The 23,031-nt window shown below is 75.6% G+C and carries 20 protein-coding genes and 1 pseudogene; 10 read left to right on the top strand and 11 right to left on the bottom strand.

The features are described 5' to 3' along the window. Nucleotides 1–22: 22 nt before the first annotated feature. Nucleotides 23–1,411, bottom strand: a complete 1,389-nt coding sequence (gene eccB, locus TK50_RS28495) for a type VII secretion protein EccB (protein ID WP_043968572.1) — start codon at nucleotides 1,409–1,411, stop codon at nucleotides 23–25. 168 nt (nucleotides 1,412–1,579) lie between these two features. Between eccB and TK50_RS28490 the strand changes: the two genes are divergently transcribed. Continuing rightward, entirely contained in the window at nucleotides 1,580–1,849 is a 270-nt protein-coding gene (locus tag TK50_RS28490) for a metal-sensitive transcriptional regulator (protein WP_043968569.1), read from the top strand. A gap of 36 nt (nucleotides 1,850–1,885) precedes the next feature. Here the strand turns inward: TK50_RS28490 and TK50_RS28485 are convergent, their stop codons facing one another. Further along, nucleotides 1,886–2,443 (bottom strand): histidine phosphatase family protein, encoded by a 558-nt coding sequence (locus tag TK50_RS28485; RefSeq protein WP_043968567.1) that lies wholly within the window; start codon nucleotides 2,441–2,443, stop codon nucleotides 1,886–1,888. Between the two features lie 125 nt (nucleotides 2,444–2,568). Here TK50_RS28485 and TK50_RS28480 point away from each other — a divergent pair, with 125 nt between their 5' ends. The 4 genes from TK50_RS28480 (at nucleotide 2,569) to TK50_RS28465 (ending at nucleotide 4,551) form a co-directional block, all read left to right on the top strand. After that, on the top strand, nucleotides 2,569–3,030 hold the full coding sequence (locus tag TK50_RS28480; RefSeq protein WP_229406039.1) for a helix-turn-helix domain-containing protein: 462 nt from the start codon (nucleotides 2,569–2,571) through the stop codon (nucleotides 3,028–3,030). Beyond that, complete coding sequence (locus tag TK50_RS28475; protein ID WP_043968564.1) at nucleotides 3,023–3,391, top strand: DUF4180 domain-containing protein; 369 nt, start codon at nucleotides 3,023–3,025, stop codon at nucleotides 3,389–3,391. The genes TK50_RS28480 and TK50_RS28475 overlap by 8 nt, the downstream gene beginning before the upstream one ends. A gap of 124 nt (nucleotides 3,392–3,515) precedes the next feature. Further along, nucleotides 3,516–4,223 (top strand): polyamine aminopropyltransferase, encoded by a 708-nt coding sequence (locus TK50_RS28470; RefSeq protein ID WP_229406038.1) that lies wholly within the window; start codon nucleotides 3,516–3,518, stop codon nucleotides 4,221–4,223. Between the two features lie 148 nt (nucleotides 4,224–4,371). After that, the gene (locus TK50_RS28465; RefSeq protein ID WP_043969511.1) at nucleotides 4,372–4,551 is read left to right on the top strand and encodes a hypothetical protein; all 180 of its coding nucleotides are present in this window, start codon (nucleotides 4,372–4,374) and stop codon (nucleotides 4,549–4,551) included. 53 nt (nucleotides 4,552–4,604) lie between these two features. Here TK50_RS28465 and TK50_RS28460 read toward each other — a convergent pair whose 3' ends face one another. Further along, nucleotides 4,605–5,774 carry a fatty acid desaturase family protein gene (locus TK50_RS28460; RefSeq protein ID WP_043968562.1) on the bottom strand — a complete coding sequence of 390 codons (1,170 nt, stop codon included), beginning with the start codon at nucleotides 5,772–5,774 and terminating at the stop codon, nucleotides 4,605–4,607. A gap of 14 nt (nucleotides 5,775–5,788) precedes the next feature. Then, nucleotides 5,789–6,880, bottom strand: a complete 1,092-nt coding sequence (locus TK50_RS28455; RefSeq protein WP_043968561.1) for a ferredoxin reductase — start codon at nucleotides 6,878–6,880, stop codon at nucleotides 5,789–5,791. Between the two features lie 84 nt (nucleotides 6,881–6,964). Between TK50_RS28455 and TK50_RS28450 the strand changes: the two genes are divergently transcribed. Further along, on the top strand, nucleotides 6,965–8,197 hold the full coding sequence (locus TK50_RS28450) for a PucR family transcriptional regulator (RefSeq protein ID WP_043968557.1): 1,233 nt from the start codon (nucleotides 6,965–6,967) through the stop codon (nucleotides 8,195–8,197). A 77-nt stretch (nucleotides 8,198–8,274) separates the two neighbouring features. Here the strand turns inward: TK50_RS28450 and TK50_RS28445 are convergent. Both TK50_RS28445 and TK50_RS28440 read right to left on the bottom strand, forming a co-directional pair. Continuing rightward, nucleotides 8,275–9,228: pseudogene (locus tag TK50_RS28445) on the bottom strand (hydroxyacid dehydrogenase); the annotation flags it as partial. A 101-nt stretch (nucleotides 9,229–9,329) separates the two neighbouring features. Continuing rightward, complete coding sequence (locus tag TK50_RS28440; protein WP_052503984.1) at nucleotides 9,330–10,184, bottom strand: AfsR/SARP family transcriptional regulator; 855 nt, start codon at nucleotides 10,182–10,184, stop codon at nucleotides 9,330–9,332. A 228-nt stretch (nucleotides 10,185–10,412) separates the two neighbouring features. Between TK50_RS28440 and TK50_RS28435 the strand changes: the two genes are divergently transcribed. Genes TK50_RS28435 through TK50_RS28425 form a run of 3 tightly spaced genes read left to right on the top strand, consistent with a single transcriptional unit; the run spans nucleotide 10,413 to nucleotide 13,135 of the window. Beyond that, nucleotides 10,413–11,366 carry a UbiA family prenyltransferase gene (locus TK50_RS28435; protein WP_043968555.1) on the top strand — a complete coding sequence of 318 codons (954 nt, stop codon included), beginning with the start codon at nucleotides 10,413–10,415 and terminating at the stop codon, nucleotides 11,364–11,366. Between the two features lie 24 nt (nucleotides 11,367–11,390). Next, nucleotides 11,391–12,476, top strand: a complete 1,086-nt coding sequence (locus TK50_RS28430) for a sensor histidine kinase (RefSeq protein WP_052503983.1) — start codon at nucleotides 11,391–11,393, stop codon at nucleotides 12,474–12,476. Further along, on the top strand, nucleotides 12,473–13,135 hold the full coding sequence (locus TK50_RS28425; protein WP_043968554.1) for a response regulator: 663 nt from the start codon (nucleotides 12,473–12,475) through the stop codon (nucleotides 13,133–13,135). Before TK50_RS28430 ends, TK50_RS28425 begins: the two co-directional genes overlap by 4 nt. Nucleotides 13,136–13,196: 61 nt before the next feature. Here the strand turns inward: TK50_RS28425 and aroF are convergent, their stop codons facing one another. Together aroF and TK50_RS28415 are read right to left on the bottom strand one after the other, a co-directional pair. Beyond that, complete coding sequence (gene aroF, locus TK50_RS28420; protein WP_063838631.1) at nucleotides 13,197–14,294, bottom strand: 3-deoxy-7-phosphoheptulonate synthase; 1,098 nt, start codon at nucleotides 14,292–14,294, stop codon at nucleotides 13,197–13,199. 94 nt (nucleotides 14,295–14,388) lie between these two features. Beyond that, nucleotides 14,389–17,865: a non-ribosomal peptide synthetase gene (locus TK50_RS28415; protein WP_052503982.1), complete on the bottom strand. Its 3,477-nt coding sequence runs from the start codon at nucleotides 17,863–17,865 to the stop codon at nucleotides 14,389–14,391. A gap of 288 nt (nucleotides 17,866–18,153) precedes the next feature. Here TK50_RS28415 and TK50_RS28410 point away from each other — a divergent pair, with 288 nt between their 5' ends. Next, nucleotides 18,154–19,272 (top strand): AMP-binding protein, encoded by a 1,119-nt coding sequence (locus tag TK50_RS28410; RefSeq protein ID WP_043968553.1) that lies wholly within the window; start codon nucleotides 18,154–18,156, stop codon nucleotides 19,270–19,272. Nucleotides 19,273–19,400: 128 nt separating this feature from the next. On the opposite strand, the gene TK50_RS28405 is transcribed toward TK50_RS28410, so the two are convergent. Genes TK50_RS28405 through TK50_RS28395 form a run of 3 tightly spaced genes read right to left on the bottom strand, consistent with a single transcriptional unit; the run spans nucleotide 19,401 to nucleotide 22,897 of the window. Then, nucleotides 19,401–19,991 (bottom strand): anthranilate synthase component II, encoded by a 591-nt coding sequence (locus TK50_RS28405; RefSeq protein ID WP_043968552.1) that lies wholly within the window; start codon nucleotides 19,989–19,991, stop codon nucleotides 19,401–19,403. Continuing rightward, a complete protein-coding gene (locus TK50_RS28400) occupies nucleotides 19,988–21,442 on the bottom strand; it encodes an anthranilate synthase component I family protein (RefSeq protein ID WP_043968551.1) in 1,455 nt (484 codons plus the stop codon). The genes TK50_RS28405 and TK50_RS28400 overlap by 4 nt, the downstream gene beginning before the upstream one ends. 33 nt (nucleotides 21,443–21,475) lie before the next feature. Beyond that, nucleotides 21,476–22,897 (bottom strand): phenylacetate--CoA ligase family protein, encoded by a 1,422-nt coding sequence (locus TK50_RS28395; protein ID WP_043968550.1) that lies wholly within the window; start codon nucleotides 22,895–22,897, stop codon nucleotides 21,476–21,478. Between the last annotated feature and the right edge of the window lie 134 nt (nucleotides 22,898–23,031).

Raw genomic sequence — 23,031 nt, 5'->3', positions numbered from 1 at the left:
CCGGCCTCCCCGGGGGCCTCCCCTACTCGCCGGCCGAGCGGGCCGCCGCCGGGTCGAGCGGGCTGCCGGCCGGCACGAGACTCACCAGGCCGGCGGGCAGCCGGACGGGGCGCACGTCGCGGTAGCCGAGCATGCCGAGCACGGTGGGGTCGGCCAGCACGTACCGGCGGCCGAGATCGGTGACCACGCTCAGCGCGCCGCCGGTGGCACCCGGTGCGGCGACCGACTCCACCACGGCGCCGTGCCCGGGTTCGACCACGACGTGGTCGGCGACCGCCGTCCCGCCCGTCGCCTGCGGGCTGTCCGCCAGGTCGGGCAGGGTCGCGCCCAGCCGCACGTCGCCCGCTCCCGCGTCGTCGCCGACGCGGACGCAGAGCGCCCCCGGGTCCGCCGCGGCGAGCCGGGGCGGGGTCGGCGGCGGGGCGGCCGGCCCGGTCGGCACCAGGTCCGGCAGCTTGGGCAGGGCGGCGAACCGGCCGAGGGTCATCGCCTCCGGCTCCCCCTGGCCGGTGCGGGCCAGCAGCAGGGTGGCCTGCAACTCGGTGACGCCGGCCAGGCCGCCGGTGAGGGCGACGGCGTACTGGCGGCCGCCGCCGGAGTTGCGGACGAGGAAGACGTCGCCGACCGTCGCGCCGGTCACCCGGGGCGACGGTTGGCCGAGGCCGGGCAGGTCGAGCGGGGCGAGGTCGGCCCCGGCCGGGATGCTGTTGATCAGGGCGGGCGCGGCCGGCACCGCCCGCTGCCGGGTGGCGGCGAGCGCGGCGAGCACCCGCCCGGTGTCGCGCAGCAGGTAGCGGCGGGCGCGCCAGACCAGGTGCAACCCGCCGTCCGGGTGTTGCAGCAGGATCGCGTCGTCGCCCAGGGCCCGGCCGCCGGTGGCCGCCGTGCCGATCAGCACGACCGACCGGGGGGCGGCGGGTTCCGCCCCGGCGGCGGCGCGCTCGGCCCCGGCGGCCGAGCAGACCGTCCACCCGGCGGTGGACAGCCGGGCCCGGTCGGGCAGCGAGTCGGGGGCGTCGGGGATGCCCAGCGGCAGCCCGCGCGGCACGCCCTCGATCGAGCGGCGGGAGACCAGCACGGTCTTCGCCCGCTCGGCGCCGATGATCAGCAGGGCGGAGGCGTAGTTGAGCACCGGGTGCAGCTTCTGCTCGCGGTAGACGAACCGGGCGCCGGACTCCTTCTCCACGATCACCGCGCCGGCGTCGCGCCACTTGGTGCCGCCGCCGGCGAACAGCCCGTAGAGGGCGAAGCCGCCGAGGGCGATCGCGGCGACCAGGACACTGGCCAGCCCGGCCCCGGCCAGCCGCCGAAACGGCGACCGTGCGGGGTCGGTTTCCCGCATCACCAGGGCGGCGACCGCCCGCTGCACGGTGAACTGGTACGAGTGAAGCTGGTCCTGCCGCGACGGCATGCGGTCCCCTCCGACGGGTCGGTCGGGGCACAGGATAGACGCTGCGTCGACACCCCGGAGACCCTCCGCCACCGGGGGCGGGGCTCCCGGGAAGATGCCCGGGCGGGCCGCGAAACGGTGGCCGCTTCGTACCCCCCGGGGTACCCTTCTCTCCGGAGGTGACGCGAGGTGAAGCTGCGACCGGAGATGACCGCCGACGCCCTGACCCGCCTGAAGCGGGCCCGGGGCCAGCTCAACGCCGTGATCGACATGATCGAGTCGGGGGAGGACTGCCGGGCGACGCTGACCCAGCTCGCCGCGGTCTCCAAGGCCCTCGACCGGGCCGGCTACAAGCTGATCGCGTCCGGGATGCGGCACTGCAACGCCGCCCGCGACCGGGGCGAGGACCCGGAGATGACCGAGGAGGAGCTGGAGAAGCTCTTCCTGGCGCTCTCCTGAGCCCTCGCGCCCGGCGGGTCACCCGTGGGCGCGGGGTCAGGCGCGGGCGGGGTGGCGGGCGTCGGTGTCATACTCCCAGCCCTCGCGCCAGGCGAAGTCCGCGGTGATCAACTCCTCCAGCGGGAGGCCGTCGAGCAGGTGGTCCAGCGCCCACCGGGTGGCGACGTGCCCGATCACCAGGATCCGACGCCCGGACCACCGTAGCGGGACGTCGTCGAGGAAGCGCCCGGCCCGCAGCACGGCCTGCCGCCAGCTCTCGCCACCCGGATAGGGCGAGTCGAGGTGGCGGGCCCGGCCCTGGTGCAGCTCCGCGGCGGAGGTGCCGTTGCGGTCGCCGTAGTCGCACTCGCGCAGCCGCCAGTCGTGCAGGACCGGGATGCCGGTGCCGCCGAAGGCCACCTCGGCGGTCTCTACCGCCCGGCGCAGGTCCGAGGTGAAGACGGCCGCGAGGCCGTCGTGGCGCCTGCGGTCACCGAGCTCGGCGGCCAACGCCCGGCCGCGCGCGGACAGCCGCCCCGGCAGCCAGCCGGTCGCCACTCCCCGGTCGTTGTCCTCACTCCACGAATGGGTCTCGAAGACGATCCGCGTCGACATGGATCAAGGCTAGGGGCCCGACGGCGGCAGAGGTTGCCGTCGCGTGACAGCCCTGTGAGCGAAACCGCCCCCGGTTACGACCCAACATTCCCTATCAACACCCTTTTGGGGTACGGTAGGGAGCGATGAGGGAAGAAATGTACTCGGTCGAGCAGGTGGCCGACCTCCTCGGCCTGCACGTGCGCACCGTGCGCGGTTACATCCGTGCCGGCCGGCTCCGGGCCACCCGGATCGGCAAGCAGTACCGGATCGCCCGCGCCGACCTCGACGCGCTCACCGGCCACCCGCCGACGCCGCCGGCGCGGAGCACCTCGGTGGAGGTGTCGAGCATCGTGCAGGTCGACGGCGTCGACCGGGCCACGGCCGACCGGCTCGGCACGTTCGTCCTGGCCGGGGCGAACAGCGGGTACGACCTCGCGCACCCGCTGCGGGTGCAGACCGTCCACGACGAGGAACGGAACCGGATGAAGGTCGTGATCCTGGGCGGCACCGCCGCCACGGCCGACCTGCTGCGCATGATCGACGCTGTGCTCGACGCCGACGGCGGCCTGCTCGGCCGCCAGGACGGGGAGACGAAAGATGCCTGACGAGGTGCGGGAGCTGGCCGGGGTGCCGGTGCTGGTGTGCGACGCGGTCGGCCCCGTGGTGGCCACCGAGCAGGACGCGCTGGACCTGATCGGCGCGGCCTTCCTCGGCGCGCAGGTGGTGGCCGTGCCCGTGGACCGGCTGGCCGAGGGGTTCTTCTCGCTCGGCACCCGGTTCGCCGGCGACGTGATGCAGAAGTTCGTCAACTACCGGCTGCGCCTGGCCGTCGTCGGCGACATCTCCGGGCACCTGGCGGCCAGCCCGGCGCTGCGCGCCCTGGTGCACGAGTCCAACCGGGCCGACCACGTGTGGTTCCTGCCCGACCTCGACGCGCTCGACGCCCGGCTGCGCGCCGGGTCCTGACCGGTCCCCGGCAGCCGGACGCGGGCGCGGCGCGCCCGTACCGGATGGCGGTTGTTGCGGCGGCCGGGCCCGCGCGGGCGGTAACATCCGCTCGGACCCGGCCGAAGTGAGGACCCGCGTGGGCGTGCGATTCGAGGAACTGGCCTGGCGGGAGACCCCGATCGGCGAGATCAGCCTGCGCCGTCGGCACGACCCCGCACTGGACCGCGAGGTCTACGAGGTCAAGCTCGACGACGAGTTCCTGATGTCCAGCCTCTTCCCCGTCGCGGAGATCGAGCTGGCCCGGCTCGGGCTGGCCCCGCTGCGCGGCACGGCGCTCGACGTCGTGGTCGGCGGACTCGGCCTCGGCTACACGGCCCGCACCGCCCTGGAGGACCCCCGGGTGGCCTCGCTGCTGGTGGTGGAGGCGATCGAGGATGTCATCGGCTGGCACCGGCAGGGCCTGCTGCCGTTCGCGGCGGGCCTGGCCGACGACCCGCGCACCCGGTTCGTCCAGGCGGACTTCTTCGCGGCCGTGGCCGACGGGGCGGGCTTCGACCCGGACTCCCCCGGCCGCCGGTTCGACGCGATCCTGCTCGACGTGGACCACTCGCCCCGGCACGTGCTGCACCCGAGCCACGCCCCGTTCTACACCGACGAGGGCCTGCGCCGCCTCGCCGGCCTGCTGCACCCGGACGGGGTGTTCGCGCTCTGGTCCAACGACCCTCCGGACCGGGACTTCCAGCAGGTGCTGACCGGGGTGTTCCCGACCTCCCTGGCCCACGTCGTCCGCTTCCCCAACCCGTTGCAGGGCCGGGAGTCGGCCAACACCGTCTACGTCGCCCGCCGGTAGCCGCCGACACCGGCCAGCGACGCCGGGCCGACGAACTCGGCCCGGCCCACGGGCATGGCGGCGGCGGGCATGGCGGCGGCCGAACCGGGAAAGGCGTGTCCGGCGGACGCCCCGGTCGGCGGGACCGTCCGGCCAACGGGAGGTGGACATGCGCGCCATGCTCTGGGTCGTCGGCGTCGTCGCCGGCGCGCTCATCCTGCTGGGGCTGCTGCTCGAGGCGGTCCGCTGGCTGGTGATCATCGGGGTGATCGCGCTGCTCGCGGTCATCGTGTTCGCGTTCGTCAAGGGCCGGCAGGCGGTGCAGCACCGACACTCGGCGCGGCGCTGAACCCGCTGCGGGCGAGCACGGCAGCGCTCTCCGGGGCTTCCGGACGCCCCCGGTCAGGCCGAAGAGGTCGCCAGGGCTTCCGTCCGCTCCTGCGGCTCGGCGGCCGACGGGGCGGAGACGGCGGCGGGGGGCTCGGTGGCGCGGTTGGGCAGGGAGAGCCGGATGACCTTCCACCACGCGGAGGCGACCTGCTTCGGCAGCGCCCCGGTGGTGTACGTCAGCCCGTACCTGGCGAACAGCGCCCGCACCTCGGGCGCGACCTCGGAGTAGCGGCAGCTCGGCAGGTCCGGGAAGAGGTGGTGCTCGATCTGGAACGACAGGTTGCCGGTCATGATGTGCAGCAGCCGGCTGCCGCTGATGTTGGCCGAGCCGAGCATCTGCCGCAGGTACCACTCGCCCCGGGTCTCCCCCTCGATGGAGGTCTTCTCGAAGGTCTCGACCCCCTCCGGGAAGTGCCCGCACATGATCACCGAGTGGCTCCACAGGTTGCGGATCAGGTTCGCGGTGAACGTGGCCGCGAGGGTGCTGAGGAACGACGGCCCCGACAGCAGCGGGTGGATGACGTAGTCCTTGAGGAACTGGCGGCGGATCTTGCGGCCGACCGCGCGGGCCCGGGCCCGGAACTCGGGGGCCTTGTGCCGGCCCTTGCGCAGGTTGCGGCCCAGCTCCAGGTCGTACGCGGCGATGCCGTACTCGAAGAAGCAGGCGTTGACCAGGTTCCACAGCGGCTGGCCGAGGTGGACCGGGTGCCACGGCTGGTCCTCGTCGACGCGCATGATGCCGTACCCGAGGTCGTTGTCCTTGCCGAGCACGTTGGTGTACGTGTGGTGCAGCTGGTTGTGCGAGTGCTTCCACTGCTCGGCCGGGGAGACGTGGTCCCACTCCCAGGTCGTCGAGTGGATCTTCGGGTCGCGCATGAAGTCGTACTGGCCGTGCAGGACGTTGTGGCCGATCTCCATGTTCTCCAGGATCTTGGCCACGGCGAGGCCGAGGGTGCCGACCACCCAGGCCGGCGGGAACAGCGAGAACAGCAGCACGGCCCGGCTGCCCAGCTCCAGCCGGCGCTGGGTGGTGATCACCTTGCGGATGTAGGCGGCGTCGGCCTCGCCGCGGCTGGCGAGCACCCGGTCGCGGATGGCGTCGAGCTCCCGGCCCAGCTCCTCGATGTCGGCGGCGGTGAGGTGGGCGATCGGGTTGTGGGCCTTCTTCTGGATCGCGGTCACGTCCGGTTCTCCTGTCAGAGGTCGATGTCGCAGGTACCGGCCGCCGCCGACACGCAGGTCTGGATGAGCACGCCGTCGCCGGGGACGGCGGTGGTGATCTCCCCGGTGCGCAGGTCCCGGACCGCGCCCTGGCGCAGCGGCACCACGCAGCCGAAGCAGATGCCCATCCGGCACCCGGACGGCATGAGCACCCCCGCGTCCTCCCCCGCGTCCAGCAGGGCGGTGCCACCGTCGGCGGCGACGGTGACCCCGGCGCGGGTGAAGGTGACGTCGCCGCCCGTGCCCGGGGAGATCACCGTGGGCCGGAACCGCTCGGTGTGCAGCCGGTCGGCCGCCCCGTGGGCGGCCCAGTGGGCCTCGACCGCGTCGAGCAGGCCGACCGGGCCGCACGCCCAGGTCTGCCGGTCGAGGTGGTCGGGCACCAGGTCGGCCAGCTCGGCCACGCCGAGCACGCCGTCGGTGTCGGTGTGCCGCTCGACGAGGCGGATCGCGCCCCGGGCGGCGAGGCCGCGCAGCTCGGCGGCGAAGATCACGTCGTCGGGGGTCGGCGCGGAGTGCACCAGCACGACGTCCGCCGAGGCGGGCACGCCGGCGCGCAGCATCCCCATGACGGGGGTGATGCCGCTGCCGGCGGTGAGGAAGAGGACCTTCCGCGGCGCGGTCGCGGGCGCGACGAAGTCGCCCTGGGCCTGGTCGAGCTGGACCAGGGTGCCGGGCCGGACCCGGCGGACCAGGTGGTTGCTGACCCGGCCGTCCGGGATCGCCTTCACGGTGACCGAGATCAGCCCGTCGCGGCGGCCGGGGGCGGAGGTGAGGGAGTAGGCCCGCCACTGGCGGACCCCGTCGACGTCCACGCCGAGGCGGACGTACTGCCCGGGGGTGTGCCCCCGCCAGCCCCGGCCGGGCCGGATGGTCACCGTCGCGGCGTCCCGGGTCTCCGGCCGGACGTCGAGGATCCGCCCGCGCAGGGCGGCGCCGGAGCGCAGCGGGGCGACCATGTCGAGGTAGTCGTCGGGCAGCAGCGGGGTGGTGACCGTCTCGGCGAGCCGGAACAGCCTGTCCCGGACGGTGCGGCGGCCGGACGGGCGCGGGACGGTGGTGGTCATAGGACCAGGGTGACGGACACGATCGCATAACATCTTGGCCAAGAAAGATGAAAGACCCGCACGGTTTTGTTCCGGGAGAACAACATGTCGGAAGAGTCCGGGACCGGCCACCGCGCGGCCCACCTCGAACTGGACGCGCCGATGGCCGCCCGGTTGCTCGGGGTGCTGCCGGCGGTCGCCGAGCGCACGGTCACCGCGATCACGGCCGAGGTGCCGGCCTACTCGGGCACCCTCACCGGGCAGATGCGGGCCAAGATCGAAAACGCGGTACGCATCGCGTTGGGCACCTTCCTCCAGCTCGTCGGGCGTCCCCATGCTGCGGCCGACCCGAGCACCCCGCTGGCCCCCGCGCTGGAGGCGGCGTACGCCCTGGGCAGCGGGGAGGCCCGCTCCGGCCGCAGCATGGACGCGCTGCTGGCGGCGTACCGGGTGGGGGCGCGGGTGGCCTGGCGGGAGGTCTCCACCACCACCGTGCGCGCCGGGCTCGCGGCGACGACCGTCGCCGAGTTCGCCGAGCTGATGTTCGCCTACATCGACGAGCTCTCCGCCGCCAGCGTGGCGGGGCACGCCGACGAGCTGGCCAGCGTGGGCCGGGCGCGGCAGCGGTACCTGGAGCGGCTCACCCAGCAGCTGCTGGCCGGCGAGGCCGAGGACGTGCTGCGCCGCAGCGCCGCCCGGGCGGACTGGCCCCCGCCGCAGACGCTGACCGTCGTGCTGCTGCCCCGCAGCGGCCTGCGCACGGTGCTGACCGCGCTGAGCCCGCACACGCTGGAGAGCGGGGAGGACATGCCGGGGCCGGAGCCGGCCGAGGAGCTGGCCGTGCTGCTGGTGCCCGACGTCCACGGCGGCCGGCGGCGGCAGCTGGCCCGGGTGCTGCGCGGCCACCGGGCGGTGCTGGGGCCGGCCCGGCCGTGGCACCGGGTGGCCGGGTCGTACGAGCGGGCCACCCGCGCGCTGCTGCTCGGGCTGCCCCGCGACGACGCCGACGCGCCCCTGGACACCGAGCGGCACCTGGCGCGGCTGCTGCTCAGCACGGACCCGGAGGCCCTGGCCGACCTGCGGGCGCAGGTGCTGGAGCCCTTCGCCGCGCTGCCGTCGGCCACCGCCCACCGGCTCGCCGAGACGCTGCGGGCCTGGCTGCTGCACCAGGGCCGCCGCGACGACGTGGCGGCGGCCCTGTTCGTGCACCCGCAGACGGTGCGCTACCGGATGGCGCAGGTGCGGGAGCTGTACGGCGACCGGCTGCTCGACCCGCAGACCGTGCTGGACCTGACGCTCGCCCTGGCGGTGCTGCCGCCACCGCCGGAGCCGGGCTGACGGCCGGTGTCGGTGGGCGTGGGACGGGTCGGACCGCCCGCTCAGGCCGGCACGGCGGCGCGGCGCGGGCCGGGCCGGTTGACCGCGTCGGGGACGTCGTCGCCGCGCAGGGCCGCCCGGACGCTCTCGGCGGCGGCGACGCCCGCCTTGACCTGTGCTTCGGCGGTGGACGCGCCCAGGTGCGGGGTGACCACCACCTCGTCGAGGGCGAACAGCGGTGAGGCCACGCAGGGCTCGGTGGCGAACACGTCGACGCCGGCCCCGGCCACCCGGCCGGCGGCGATCGCCTCGGCCAGCGCCTCCTCGTCGACCAGGCCGCCCCGGGCGCAGTTGACGATCCGTACCCCCGGCTTGACCCGCGCCAGCTCCGCCCGGCCGATCAGCCCGACGGTCTGCGGGGTGCGCGGCAGGTGCAGGGAGATGAAGTCGCTGGTGGCCAGGAGCTGGTCGAGGCCGACGAGGGCGACGCCGACCCGGGCCGCCCGCTCGCAGGTGGCGTACGGGTCGTAGGCGACGACCCGGGTGCCGAACGCGGCCATCCGCTGGGCGAAGAGCACACCGACGCGGCCCAGGCCGATCACGCCCACGGTCTTCCCGGCGATCTCCACGCCCGTGAACCGGGACCGCTGCCAGCGCCCCTGCTTGAGCGCGGCGCTGGCGGTGGCGGTGTGCCGGGCCACGGCGAGCAGCAGGGCGACGGCCTGCTCGGCGGCGGACACGACGTTCGAGGTGGGCGCGTTGACCACCAGCACGCCCCGGGCGGTCGCCGCCGGCACGTCGACGTTGTCCACGCCGACGCCGGCGCGGGCCACCACCCGCAGGCGTGCCGCCGCGTCGAGGGCCTCGGCGTCGACGCGGGTGGCGCTGCGGATGACGACGGCGTCGGCGTCGGGCAGGGCCGCCAGCAGCGCCGCCCGGTCGGCGCCGTCGACCTGACGTACGTCGAACTCGTCGGCCAGCAGGCGCAGCGCCTCCCCGGCCAGCTCCTCGGTGACCAGCACCCGCTGCCGGGCGCCGGCCCCGGTCGTCATGGTCTGCTCGCTCATCTTCGCTCTCCTCGGGGACGTCCGGATCTCCCCCGGCACGCGACGCGCCGGTGCGCCGACGATGGACCGTGGGCGTTAGCCGGTGGTTACGCGGTCAGCGACAGCGGCTGCAGGCCCCGGGCGGCGGGGCGGCGGGGCGACGCCGGGCGAGGGGCCGAGGCCCGCCGCCCGCGCAGCCGCCCGGTGAGGGCGAGGTCACGGATCTGCCGGGTACGCCCGGTCGGGCCGACGTCGAGGCCGTCGCGCAGCCGCTGCACGCACAGGTCGTACCAGCTGCGGACCTGACCCAGCTCGCCGAGCATGCCGTGCACCACCAGCAGGTTCTGGTACGCCTCCTCCTGGTACGGGTCGACCGACAGGATGCGCCGGCACCAGGTGACCACCGCGCGGGGATCGTCGCGGAGCATGGCGTCGGCGCGCAGGTGGTGCAGCGACCGCAGCACCATGGCCCGGGTCCACTGGCGCTGTTCGTCGACCCAGTCGGCGGTCTCGCCGTTGAGGAAGTCGCCCTGGTAGAGGCTGATCGCCCGGTGGTGGGCGGCCAGGGCCGCGCCGGTGTCGCCGGTCCGCTCGGCCTCCCGCGCGGCGTCGACGGCCGCCTCGAACTCCTCGGTGTCGATGCAGATCTCGGCGCACCGCAGCAGGTATCCGACGTCCTGGTAGACGATCTCGACCCCGGTGCCGCCGGGGCAGCTGCCGAGGATCTGCCGCAGCGCGTGGGCGGCCACCTTCAGCGAGGTCGACCGGTCCGTGTCGCTGTCGGGCCAGAGCACCTCGTAGAGCCGCTCCCGGGGCACCACGTGGCCCCGGTTGAGCACGAGGAACTGGAAGAGGTTGCGCGCCTTGCCGGCGCGCCAGCGTTCGACGGGCACGCCGTCGATGGTGACCGCGAAGTCACCGAGGAAACGAACGGTGACGGCGGCGGGAGGGTTCGGCAGCATGGGTGTCCCTTCTCAGGCGGTGACGGAAACCTTCATCGACACCTCCGACGCTAAAAGGACCTCCCGAGTCCACAAGGGAACCGTTCGCAACTGGGTACTTCCCCTACGACCAAGGTGACAGTCGCACTACGACCTACCGCGCCCGGACGCTGTGACCTGCGACAGACGACCGCACCGTCGTCCACACCGGACGATCGGTCCGACGACGACCGAGGGGAGCTGGTGACGATGACCATGAGCACGCTGACGGCGACCCGGCCGTCGGACCGGTGGTGGCGGACCCTCGGCCTGTCCTTCGTGGAGGCCCGGCCGGTGGTACAGGTGATCTTCCTGCTCCGGTTCGCCGCGGGCGCGGCGGCCGGCGCGTTGTCCGGGGCGGACCTCGACGGCGCCCTCGGCCGGGGCGCGCTGGCCTGGCTGCTGCTGACCTGGAGCGTCTACCTGCTCAACGGCGTCGCCGACGTCACCGAGGACCGGGCCAACGGCTCCCGCCGTCCGATCGCCCGGGGCCGGCTCGACCGGGGTGTCGCCCTGCGGACCGCACACGGGCTGGCGGCGGCCGGCCTGCTGGTGGCCGCGACCGTCGGCTTGACGCTGGTGCTGCTCGGCGCGGGGCAGCTCGCGCTCGGCTGGTGGTACTCGATGGGCCGGGCGCCGTTGAAGCGCCGGGTCGCCGGGACCGCCGGCGCGGTGGTGATCGCCGGCCTACTCACCTACCTGGCCGGGGCGGACAGCGCCGGGGCCCGGCCGGTGCCGCACCTGTGGGTCTTCTGCGTCGCGATGGCCCTGTGGATGGCCGTCGGGGCCCTCGCCAAGGACCTCTCCGACGTGCCCGGCGACCGGCTCGCCGGGCGACGCACCCTGCCCGTCACGCGGGGCGTGCCGTGGGCCCGCCGGTCCGTGGCGGCCGTCGCGCTCACCGTCGCGCTCGCCTTCCTGCTCGCGGCCCACGACGCGTGGCCGGCCGTCCGGGTCGCGTCCTGGCTCACCGTGGCCGGGGCGCTGGTGCTGACCGGGTTGACCTGCGGGCCCGTCGGGGACGGCACGCCGGCGCGTCGGCGCCGCCCGTACCGGGTGTTCATGGCCACCCAGTACCTGGCCCACCTGGCGCTGCTCGGTCCGGTTGCGACCTGTGTCGGCACTCAGGGACACTACGTGTGCGGGGGTCAACTCGGACCATGAGCCGGCGCTGGGCTGAGAGGTGCGGTGGGGGACACGAGGACAGATGCGGGCACGACCGGACGCGGCCTGCCACCCGCGGTCCGGGCCGAGATCCTCGACGCGTACGAGCAGCGACTACGGACCACCGGCAACGCGATCTTCGCCGACCCGGAGGCGCGCCGGCAGGCGCTGTGCCAGGCCAACGCGGTCATCGACGACGTCGACCGGTACGGGGCCAGCGGCACCGCCGAGATGGCGCCGGTGGCGACCCCGTTCACGCTCAGCGTCGGCCGCGACCGCGCCCAGCGCGGCATCCACCCCGTCCAGTCGCTGCGCGCCGCGACCCTGCTCTTCGAGGCCGCCCTGCCCCCGCTGATCCGCGAGTACGCCCGCGGGGACGCCGACGACGGCGCGGTAACCGCCAACGTCGCCGCCACGCTGCACCGCACGATCATGGCCCGGATCGAGACGGGCGCCCTGTCCTACGTGGGCTTCCTGCTGGAACGGGTGTTCACCTCGCACCTGGCCGAGCGCCGCCGGATCGGCCGGGAGCTGCACGACCGGGTGGCGCACGCCATCGGCGTGGGGCTGCAACACCTCGACCTGCACCGCATCTACCAGAAACGCCGGTCGGACCGGGCCGAGGGCAAGCTCGACCAGGCCGGGCGCGCCATGCGGGACGCGCTGTCGCTGACCCGGGCCCTGTCCGAGGAGCTGCGGCACTCGGTGGGGCCGGCCGGGCTGGAGGACGCGCTGCGCGGCTACCTGAAGGCGAGCGTCCCGTCGAGCGTCGCGATCACCTGCACCGTCACCGGCGACACCCGCACCGTCCCGCAGGCCATCGCCGAGGAGATCTACCTCGTGCTGCGCGAGGCGGTCCGCAACGCCCTGCTGCACTCCGGCAGCGGCCGGCTGGACGTCTCGGTCGAGGTGTGCGGCACGGCGCTCACGGCGGCCGTCCGCGACCACGGCCGCGGCTTCACGCCGAGCCCCCAGGACCTCTCCGGCGGCGGCCTGCTGTCCATGCGGGAACGCGTCGAGCTGGTCGGGGGGTCGTTGTCCATCTGCCCCGGCCCCGCCGGGGGCACCACGGTCGCCATTTGCGTGCCGTTGTCCGGGGAGTCCCGATGACCCACGGCGCGGGGCAGACCCGGGTGGTCGTCGCCGACGACCACATGCTGTTCCGCGACGGCCTGCGCGAGCTGCTGGAGACCGACCCGGGCTGCGCCGTGGTGGGCGAGGCGGCCACCTCCGACGAGGCCCTCGCGCTCGTCGCCCACCTGCACCCGGACGTGCTGCTGCTCGACGTCGAGATGCCCGGCCCCGGCACGCCGGTCGTCATCGACCGGGTGCGCCGGGAGTTCCCGCACACCCGGGTCATCGTGCTCACCATGCACGAGAGCGCGGCCATCGTGCAGGACCTGCTGGCCCGGGGCGCGTACGCCTACCTGGTGAAAAACATCGCCGGGGAGGAGCTGATCGCCGCCGTGCACTCCGTCGGCCGGGGGCGGGACAACGTGCTGCTGTCGGTGTCCCGGGAGACGATCGGCCAGTTGGAGAGCCACCAGGAGGGCACGCCGCCGCTGCTGTCGCAGCGGGAGCTGGACGTGCTGCGGCTGGTCGCGCAGGCGTACAGCAACGGGCAGATCGCCCATCGGCTCGGGATCACCGAGGGCACCGTGAAGCGGCACCTGACCAACATCTACGCCAAGCTCGACGCGGTGTCCCGGGTGGACGCCATCCGCAAGGCCGTGGCCGCACGGCTGCTCTCCGCCGAGGAGACCAGCTGACCGACCGGGCCGCCCCGGGTGGCACCGGGCCGGGGCCGGCCGGTCAGCTCAGGCCCGGCGGTCAGCGCCGGACGACCCGGGCCGCCGCCACCGGCCCGGCCGGCGCTCCCGCCAGCACCAGTTCCCGATCCTCGCCGGCCCGCCGGTCGGCGGTGAGCCGCCCGGCGGCGCGCGCCACCTGGAGCACCCCGTCGACGAGCTCCGGCAGGCGGTGCGTGGGCAGGGCCTGCTTGCCGTCGCAGAGCGCCGCGGCGGGGTCGCAGTGGGTCTCCACGATGATCCCGTCCGCGCCGCAGGCCGCGGCGGCCAGGGCCAGCGGCAGCACCCGGCTGGTCTCCCCGGCGGCGTGGCTCGGGTCGATGATCACCGGCAGGTGGCTGCGTTCCTTGAACACCGGCACGGCGGCGATGTCGAGGGTGAAGCGGTAGCCCGTCTCGAAGGTGCGGATGCCGCGCTCGCAGAGGACGACGTCGGGGTTGCCGCCGTCGAGGATGTACTCGGCGGCCATCAGCGTCTCGTCGATCGTGGCGGCCAGGCCGCGCTTGAGCAGCACCGGCACCCGCAACCGGCCCAGCTCCCGCAGCAGCGCGTAGTTCTGCATGTTGCGCGCCCCCACCTGGAGCATGTCCACCGCCGGCAGCATCGCGTCGAGGTCGCGGACGTCGAGGGCCTCGGAGACGACCGGCAGGCCGGTGGCGCGGCGGGCCTCCGCCAGCAGGGCCAGGCCGCGCCGGCCCAGCCCCTGGAAGGCGTACGGGGAACTGCGCGGCTTGAACGCGCCGCCGCGCAGGGCGTGCGCGCCGCAGTCGCGTACGGCGTGCGCCACCTCCAGCAGTTGGTCGCGGCTCTCCACGGAGCAGGGGCCGGCGATGACGGTGAACCCGCCCGGGCCGACCGTGGCGTCGCCGAGCCGCACGCTGCTGGGCAGCCCGATGCGGGCCTGGGCGGACGCGCACGGGTACTGCCCCGGCACCCCGGCGACGTGCCGGACCTGGGGCAGGTGCGCGACCGCCTGGTCCACCGTCGCCAGGTCGCCGGTGAGGGAGAGCAGGTGGGGGCTGTGCCGGCGCACGCCGGAGCCGATCCGGTCGGCCAGGTTGAGCACCTGGGACAGTTCGCTTTCGGTGGCCGTCTCCCGGAGCACGATGATCACGGTCATGGTTCACCTCGCTGAATCTTCGACGGGGGTCCGCGCCGGCCGGCGCGGGCCCTGAGCCGGTGGCGGCGACCGACGCCGCCGCCACCGGTGGAGGTCAGCCGCCCACCGCGACGGTGGCGGGGGCGGTCGGGTCGACGGCCGGGTCGGCGAGCCGGGCGCGCAGGGCGGCGTCGACGCGGTCGAGCGTCGCCCGGGCCACTTCGCCGCCCGGACAGGTCCAGTCCAGCTCCAGCCGGGGGCCGGTCACCCGCGCGGTCAGGTCGGCCGCGACGCCGGGCAGCAGGTTCGCCCGGCGTACCGGCAGCCAGTCCTCGCCGTCGTCGTCGGCGCGCAGCACGCGCACGGCGACGGCGGGCCCCCCGCCGGTCGGGCCGGCGGTCAGCGGGCCCACGACGTCCCGGGCCGCCGCCGGCGCGCCGGCCGGGGCCGGGGCCAGGGCCAGGGCCGCCGGGGCCCCGGTCACCTCGGCGTACGCGTCCACGGCGAGCGCGCCGAGCAGCTCCTCGGGGCCGGTGCCGGCCCGCCGGGCTGCGGCGGCCAGCGCGGACCAGCCGTCGCCGACGGCGCGGTGCCACCGGACCGGATCGGCGGCGACGGGCCCCGCCGGCGCGGCGGGCGCCACCGCCGGCGCGGGCTCGGCGCGCAGCAGGTCCCGGACGGTCAGCGCGGGCGCGGGCAGGTCCGGGTCCTCGTAGCCGGCGGCGAGCAGCCGGGGCAGCACCTCGTCGAGGCTGCGGTCGTCGGCGACCGCCGGGTGCACGGCCAGGTGGACGGCGACGACGTCGTCGGGCAGCAGCGTCAACCGCAGCCGGTACGGTGGCCCCTCGGCCAGGTCGAACGGCGTGGCCAGCAGCTCGGCGCGGACCCGGTCGAGCCGGTCGGCGGCGTCGGCGGCGTCGGTCAGGTCGCGCACCGGCGGCGGGGCGGGCGCGCGCTCGGCGACCCGCTGGGTGCCGTCGGCGGCGAGGACCAGCCGCAGGGCGTCCTGCTGCGTGACCAGCCGCTGCCACGCGGCGACGAACCGGTCCACGTCGAGCCAGTCGCGCTGCCACTCGACGTACCGCACGCCGGGTGCGCCGGCCAGGCCGGCCTGGGCCGCGCCGAGGCCGAACGGCGCGTAGCGGCCCGCCGCGTCGTGCGTCACGACCCCGGGGGCCCGCCGGGAGGTGCCGGCCCGCTCGGCGAGGGCGGCCACGGTGGGCGCGCGGAACAGCTCGGACATCTTCAGCCGCAGCCGCGCCTCGTCGCGCAGCCGGGCCAGCAGCCGCATCGCCCGCAGCGAGTCGCCGCCCAGCTCGAAGAAGTCGTCGTCGACGCCGATGTCGTCGAGGTCGAGCACCTCGGCCCAGATCCGGGCCACCCGCTCCTGCGCCGGGTTCTCCGGCGCCCGGTACGGCGTGTCCAGCTCGGGGCGGGTGCGCGGCGGGGGCGGCAGCACCGCCCGGTCGATCTTGCCGTTGGCCGTGGTGGGCAGGTCGTCGACGACGTACGCCGCCGGCACCATGTAGCCCGGCAGCCGCCGCCGCAGCGCGGCCCGGACCGCCGTCAGCTCCGGCGGCCGGGCGCGGTCCGGCTCGACGTACGCGACGAGCCGCCGCTCCCCCGGGGTGTCCTCGCGGGCCAGCACCGCGCACTGGCGCACCCCCGGCTGCTCGGCCAGGACGCTCTCGATCTCGCCGAGGTGCACCCGGTAGCCGCGGATCTTCACCTCGTTGTCGGTGCGGCCGACGATCTCCACGGTGCCGTCGGGCCAGTACCGGGCGACGTCGCCGCTGCGGTACAGCACGGGGTACGGGTCGCCGGGCAGCTCGTTGGGCAGGAACTTTTCGCCGTTGACCTCCGGCCGGTTGAGGTAGCCGCGCGACAGGCTCTCGCCGGAGACGTACAGCTCGCCGAGCACCCCCGGGGGCACCGGCTGGCGGTTCGCGTCCAGCACGTACGCCCGGACGTTGGCCACCGGGCGGCCCACCGGCGGCATCCGGTCGGGGCGGCCGTCGGGCGCCTCGGCGGCCAGGGTGGACAGGTCGCAGGTGCCCACCACGGTGGCCTCGGCGGAGCCGTAGACGTTGAGCACCCGGAACGGCAGCTCCGGGTCGGGCCAGGACCGCACCCGCTCGCCGGCGATGCGCATCCAGCGCAGCGCGGTGCCGGCGGGCCAGTCGAGCCGCCACAGCCGCTCGGCCATCGCGGTGAGCACCAGCGACTGCTCGATGCGCTGCTCGACCAGCCAGTCCCGCAGCTGCTCCGGGGACGCGGCGACGGCCGGCTCCGGGATGTGCACGGTGCCGCCGACGGCCAGGATCGGGAAGCAGTCCACCTGCACCAGGCCGAAGCCGGGCGAGCAGAGCCAGGTGCCGCGCTGCCCCGGCGCGAGGCCGCACTGCTCGCGCAGGACGTGCACGGTGTTGCGCAGCGGGCCGTGGCGCAGCAGCACCGCCTTCGGCTTGCCCGTGGACCCGGAGGTGTAGGCGATGTGGCAGACCTCCTCGTCGGCAACCGGGCAGCCGGGGTCGACGGCGGGGGCGGCCCGCCACGCGTCGCCCTCGACCTCCACGACGGGGCAGGCCGCCGCGCCGAGGCGGGCGCGCAGGCCGGCGCGGGTCAGCACGGCCACGGCCCGCGAGTCGTCGACCATGAACTCCAGCCGCTCCTGCGGGTACTCGGGGTCGAGCAGCACCGCCGTGGCGGCCAGCCGGAACGCGGCGAGCTGGGCGAGGATGCTCTCCGGGGAGCGTTCCAGGCAGACGCCGACCCGGTCGCCCCGGCCCACGCCGAGGCCCGCCAGGTGCTGCGCGAGCCGGTTGGCGTCGGCGTCGAGGTCGCCGTAGCTGAGGATGCGGTCGCCGGCCACGACGGCGGGACGACCGGGGGCCTCGCGGGCCACGCGGGCGACCAGTTCGGGGAACTGCTCCGGCGGGAACTGCCGGGCGGTGTCGTTCCACCCGTAGAGGATGGCCGACCGCTCGTCCGGGCCGAGCAGGGGCAGCTCGGCGACGCGCGCGTCCGGGTCACCGGCGAGGGCGGTGAGCAGCCGGCCGAGGTGCGCGGCGATGCGCGCGACGGTGCCGGGGGCGAAGCGCGGGTCCGCGACGAGGCACGTCCGTCCGTCGGCGCTGGTGACGGTCAGCTCGGCGGCGGCCGGGTCGGCGGCCTCCGGCGGCCCGTCGACCACCACCGCGTGGCAGGGCCGCTGCCCGCCGGCCGGGGCCACGCCGCGCAGCCGCGCCAGCTCGGCCGGTGTGACCTCGCCGAGGTCGACGGCCGCCCGGACGGCCCCGGCGGCGGCGGCGCGCAGCTCGGCGACGGTCTGTCCACCCTCGACCGTCACCCGGACGGCGAGCAGGCGCCCGGTCGCGGCCACGGACCGGCCGACGAGCAGGCGCGGCTCGCCGCCGTAGCGGTGCAGCAGCGCGCCGACCCCGGCGAGGAGGTCGGCGGCCGGGTACGGCCCGCCCGGCACCTCCCGGACGACGGGCGCCGCGTCGCGCGCGGCGGCGGTCCGGTCGGCGGGCAGGTTGACCGCCCGCGGGACGTCCTGCAGATGTCGCTCCCAAGCAGCGGTGTCGGGCACGGCCGCCTCCTTCAGGTGGTCGACGGATCTCGGTCTCGGGTCGGCGGGCGTCGCGCCCGGATCGGTGCGGCCCCGCCCCCGTCGCTGGTTGTCGGTCTCCGGCGGACGGTAGGCAGGCCGGGTTAGACCCCGGTTACGGGCGTCCCGACGGCGGACCCGGTGCGCCGGGCGGCGGTCGCGGGTAACCGGGAGGCAACCGACGCGACGTATCATTTCCCACTCAATCCACCGGAGCCGGTCCGTGCCGGATATGGCGGACCGGTCCGCCGACGGAAGGGGAGGCCGGCCATGGCACCACACTTCCTCCGCGTCGTCGTCAACCGGGCCGGGCGGTACGCGTTGTGGCCACACGCCCACCCCACGCCGGCCGGCTGGGCCGACACCCACTTCATCGGCAGCCGGCTGCGCTGCCTGGCCCAGATCGGTGAGCTCAGCCGGACCCGGGGCGTCCCCGCCACCGGCCCGCCCGCCCACCCACCGGCGCACCTGCCGGTGCGGCTGCCGGCCGGGGCGTCGGGGCAGGTCGCCGTCGCCGACCCCACGGTGCAGACCCTGCCCGGCCTGCTGGCCACGGTCGCGGCCGCCACCCCGGACGCCCCCGCCGTCGTCCACGAGGGACACCGGACGAGCTTCCGGGACCTCGACCGCCGCTCCGGCGACCTGGCCCGGCTGCTCGCCGAGCACGGGGTGCGCCCCGGCGACACGGTCGGACTGCTGCTGCGCGGCGGGGTGGACGCCGTCGTCGGGCGGCTCGCCGCGCTCAAGAGCGGGGCCGCGTACCTGCCGCTGCCGTCCGGGGACGGGCGCGGCGCGGCGCGGGTCGGGCTGGGCCTGGTGCTCGCCGAACCCGAGTGGGCCGGATCGGCCCGTCGTCACGGCGTCCGCGTGCTGCCCTGGCGACGCCGTCACGGCTCAGGCCGGGCGCTGGTCCGCCCGGTGCGGGCGGAGGACCCGGCGTACGTACTGAGCGGGGTGACCCCGCTCGGGGGCCTGCTGCTGGCCCACCGTCACCTCGTGCTGGCCGCCCGGTCGGGGGCGACCGACGGGAACCCGGCTGACGACGCTCCCGTGGCGCCCGGCGCGGTCGAGGCCGCCGTGTGGGGCCCGCTGCTGCGCGGCGACCCGCTCGCCCTCGGTCCGACGGGCGCGGATGCCCCGCCCGCCGGGGCGCTGCCCGGCGGCGACTGGCAGGTGCTCGACGACGGCCTCGTTCCCGCCGCCGTGGGGCGGCTGTACGTCGGGGTGCCCTGGCTGGCGGGGGTGGTCGCCGACAGCCCGCTGCGCTCGGCCGGATGGCTGGTGCCCGACCCGTCCGACCCGGGCGGGAACTCGGTGCTGGTGGCGACCGCCTGGCGGGCCGTGCGCGCCCCGGACGGCCGGCTCCGGCTGCTCGGCCCGGCGACCTGACGAGGCCGGCGGCCCGGTCGGTGGCCGGGAGGTGCCCCCGGGCCGCCCGTCCGGTGGGCCGGCGGCCCGCCGGTCGTGCCCGTGCCCCGCCACGTCGGCTGGGTGGCGGGGCACGGGCACGACCGGGGTCACGCCGGGGCGGGCAGCCGCGAGGCGGCGAGGAAGTTCGTCAGCATCGCCAGGCCGTGCTGGGTACGGACGCTCTCCGGGTGGAACTGCACCGACTCCACCGGCAGGCGGCGGTGCCGCAGCGCCATCACGTACCCGTCGTCGGCGGCGTGCGCCGTCGGCACCAGGTCGGTGCCGGCGAGGCTCGCCCCGTCCACGATGAGCGAGTGGTAGCGGGTGGCGGTCAACGGGCGGGGCAGGCCGGCGAAGACGCCCCGGCCGTCGTGGCGGATCTCGCTGGTCTTGCCGTGCATCAGGTGCCGGGCGCGTAGCACCCGCGCGCCGAAGGCCAGCCCGATCGCCTGGTGGCCGAGGCAGACCCCGAAGATCGGCAGCCGCCCCGCGTACGCCTCGACCAGCTCGACGTGGCCGCTCTCCGCCGGGTGCCCGGGGCCGGGGCCGAGCAGCAGCGCGTCGGCCCCCGTGCCCGGCACGTCGGCGACGCCGATCGCGTCGGAGCGCACCACCTCGGCCTCCATGCCGGCGCTGAGCAGGTACTGGCGGATGATGTGCACGAAACTGTCGTACGCGTCGACGAGCAGGACCTTCACAGCAACTCCTCTCCGGTGACCGCCCAGTAGCCGGCGCTCAGCTTGGCCAGGGTCTCGCGCCACTCCCGCTCGGGCCGGGAGTCGGCGACCACGCCGGCGGACGCCCGCGTGTGGTAGCTCTGCCCGTCGTGCAGCACGGTGCGGATGCACAGGGCGAGGTTGACGTACCCGCCGACGCCGATCAGGCCGATCGCCCCGGCGTAGAGGCCCCGGCGGCTGGCCTCCGTCGACTCGATGATCTCCATGGCGCGGATCTTCGGCGCGCCGGTCATGGTGCCCGACGGGAACAGCGCGGCGAGCACGTCGTAGCTGTCCAGTTCCGTCGACACCGCGCCGGTGACCGTGGAGACCAGGTGCAGCACGTGCGAGTAGCGCTCGACGACCAGGGTCTCCGGCACGTCCAGGGTGTCCGGTCGGCAGATCCGGCCGATGTCGTTGCGGCACAGGTCCACCAGCATGATGTGCTCGGCGATCTCCTTCGGATCGGCGGCGAGCCGCCGGCCCGCCTCCCGGTCCCGCGCCGGGTCGCCGGTGCGCGCGGCCGTGCCCGCGATCGGCCGCATCGTGGCCGTGCCGTCCTCGACCCGCACGAACAGCTCGGGGCTCGCCCCGATGACGGTCTGCCCGGCCAGCGGGGCCAGGTACATGTACGGCGACGGGTTGCGTCGGCGCAGCCGCTCGTACACCCGGACCGGGTCGGCGTCGCTGCGGATGGTCAGCTCGTGGCCGATCTGCACCTGGTAGATGTCGCCGGCCGCGATGTGCCCGAGGCAGCGGTCGACGGCCCGGCGGTAGTCGTCCTCGGCGACGTCGTCGGTGACCGCGAACGGCGGCATCGCCCCGTCCGCCGCCCGGTCGCCCGGCGGCCCGTCGGCGGCGGCGTCCAGCAGCGCGACCAGGTCGCCGGCCGGGTCGTCCGGCCAGGCCGGGGACCGGTGCAGCAGCAGCTCCGCCGTCCCGGCCGTCAGGTCGAAGCGGACCAGGCCCCGGTGCAGCACCAGGCAGGCGTGCGGCAGCCGGGGGCCGCCCTCGATCAGGTACGGCAGCCGCTCGAAGTGCCGGGCCGCGTCGTAGCCGAGGAACGCCAGGAAGCCGAAGGAGAAGTCACCCGGCCCGGCGGGGGCGTCGAACAGCTCCTGCACGACGCGCAGCACCTCCTCCAGGCCGTCGACCCCGGCGGCCCGCGCCCGGGCGGCGTCGGCCAGGGCGGGCCGGCCGGTGACGGTCACCGCGCGGCCGGTCACCGCGACCGACAGCAGCTCCCCGAAACCGACGTACGCGTGGCGGGTGTCGCCGGCCGGGCCCGCCGGCGACTCCAGCAGGTAGACCTGGTCGGCGCCGAACCTGCGGCGCAGCGCGAGGTGCGCGGCGAACGGGTCGGCGACGCGGACCCGGTGGCGCTCGGTGGCGACCGGCACGACGGTGTCCGGTCGGGCTGGTGCGAGTGTCATCTCTGCTCCTTGCCTGGACCGTGTCGGGGCGGGTCAGCTGCGCAGCGAGTGCGCGCCGGCGGCGGCCCGGGCGGCGGCGACGTCCTGGTCGGCCCCGGCCCGGTTGTCCTTGATCCGGGCGGCCTTCCAGCTCACGAACGCCCCGGTGTTGGTGATCGGGTCGAGTTCGGTGGTGACCTCCACCCGCGTCGGCACGCCGAAGTGCTCGGTGAGCCGGGTGGCGAGCGCGGCCCGCTCGGCGGAGCCGTCGGCGTCGGCGGCACCGTCGCGCAGCAGTTCCACGTAGACGGTGAGGGCGTCGGTGCCGTTGGGCGCGGTGTCGATGACCACCTGGTAGCCGAGGCAGCGGGACAGGCCGCCGAGCACGGCCGACTCGATCTGCGCGGGACGGTACCGCCCGGCGCCGATCGCGACCCGGTCGGCGACCCGGCCCAGCACCTCCACCACGTCGCCGGGGCCACCGCAGCCGCAGGAGTTCGGCGCGACGGTCACCAGGTCACCGGTGCGGTAGCGGATCAGCGGCTTGATGCCGTCGACGAGCATGGTCAGGCACAGCTCGCCGGTGCCGTACGCGCCGAGGCTGGCCTCCGAGTCGGGGTCCAGCACCTCGACCAGGTAGTTCGGCCCGGAGATGTGCAGCCGGTCCAGGTGGCAGCCGGTGCCGATCGCCATGGCCTCCTGCGACCCGTACAGGGCGGGGCGCACGTCCGCGCCCCAGATCGAGCGCACGTTCGCCCCGAACGCCGGGGTGCAGATCTCCCCCAGCACGGTGAACAGCTTCACCGGCAGGTCCCGCGCCGGGTCGAGCCCGTTCTGCAGGGCCGCCTTGGCCAGGTTCAGGCAGAGCGCCGGGGCGGCCACGAGGACCTCCACGTTCAGCTCCCGGATCAGCCGCAGCGCCTTGCGGAAGCCCACCCGGGGCGACTCCGGCCAGATCTTGACGTGGCAGGCGCCGAGGCGCTGGGCGACGTCGCCGAAAGTGTCGCCGAAGGCGTACAGCTCCGAGGGGCCCATCAGCCCGACCACCGGGCGGCGGCCGTCGAAGTAGTGGTCGAACAGCCGCCGCCACGCCCACTCCACGTGCACGTTGCTGGACATGACGTCCTTCGCGTCGCGGGGGCAGGGCGTGGACGCCCCGGTGGTGCCGGTGGTCTCGTAGTAGATCAGCGCGTCGGCGGGGGTGCCGGCGAGCACGTCGTGCATCTCCCGGCGCAGGTCGTCCTTCGTGGTGAACGGCAGCCGGCCCAGGGTGTCCGGGGTGACCGCGTCGAGGTCGACCCCGGCGAGGTGCCGGGCGTAGAACGGCGACCGGGCCGTCACGTGCCGCAGCACCGCCCGCAGCCGGTTGGCCCGCCAGGTGGCCCAGTCGGCCGCGTCGAGCAGGCCGGCCTGGTACCGCTCGCTGACGAGCGGGTAGTCGCGCCAGAAGTCTTCTCCGGTGGTCGCGTTGGTCATGACTGTCCGCTCCCGGTGTGTGCGCTGGTACGTCGCCAAGGTCGTCGGCGACGCTAGGCGGCCCCGGTTGGCCGCCGGTTACGCGCGGGCGGGACCGCCGCGTAACCGGCCGCTCGTACGGTGCGCACCGATGG

The sequence above is a fragment of the Micromonospora haikouensis genome, assembly GCF_000876225.1.
Lineage (GTDB): Bacteria > Actinomycetota > Actinomycetes > Mycobacteriales > Micromonosporaceae > Micromonospora > Micromonospora haikouensis.
This window is presented reverse-complemented; position numbering and strand designations above follow the sequence as displayed.